The sequence below is a fragment of the Staphylococcus sp. GW823-FHT05F06 genome (assembly GCF_058795495.1).
Map to the genome: position 1 here is coordinate 1 of NZ_JBXAHW010000041.1, position 827 is coordinate 827.

The 827-nt window shown below is 29.0% G+C and carries 1 pseudogene; it reads left to right on the forward strand.

From position 1 onward, the window contains the following. Positions 1–827 (forward strand): annotated as a pseudogene (locus AC1Q7N_RS11705) (IS1182-like element ISSep1 family transposase); the annotation flags it as partial.

Genomic DNA, 827 nt, shown 5'->3' on the forward strand with positions numbered 1-827 from the left:
TATGAAAAATGGACAACTTAAACCGGGGTATAATTTACAAATAGCGACAAATTCTCAATTTGTTTTATTTTATGATGTGTATCAAAATCCGACTGATACAAGAACAATGATACCTTTTTTAAATACAATACAAGAGACCTACGGTCATTTACCTGAATATATTGTAGCTGACGCAGGTTATGGTAGCGAAGCCAATTATATGGCAATTATAGATAATTTTAATCGAACGCCACTCATAACTTATGGAATGTTTATAAAAGATAAAACTAAAAAATATAAAAGTGACATCTTTAATACTCAAAATTGGGATTATGACGAAATTAACGATGAATTCATTTGTCCGAATAATAAAAGACTAGGATTTAAAAGATATGCCTATCGTCATGATAAATATGGTTTTAAACGAGACTTTAAATTATATGAATGTGATGATTGTTCAGAATGCCCTCTGAAACAACAATGTATGAACTTCAATTCAAAAACAAATAAAAAAATAATGAAAAATTATAATTGGGAATATTTTAAAGCCCAAATTAATAAAAAGCTTTCAGAACCAAAAACAAAAACCATCTACAGTCAAAGAAAAATTGATGTGGAGCCTGTTTTTGGATTTATGAAGGCTATTTTGGGTTTCACTAGAATGTCCGTTCGAGGGATAGATAAAGCCAAAAGAGAATTAGGATTTGTGCTAATGGCACTTAATATAAGAAAAGTAACAGCTCAACGAGCTGAAAATAATCAAAAAAATTATAAAAAAGACAATTTCTATATTATTTCAATAGAAATTGTCTTTTTTCACTTATCCTGGTACTTTATGTCCCACACTC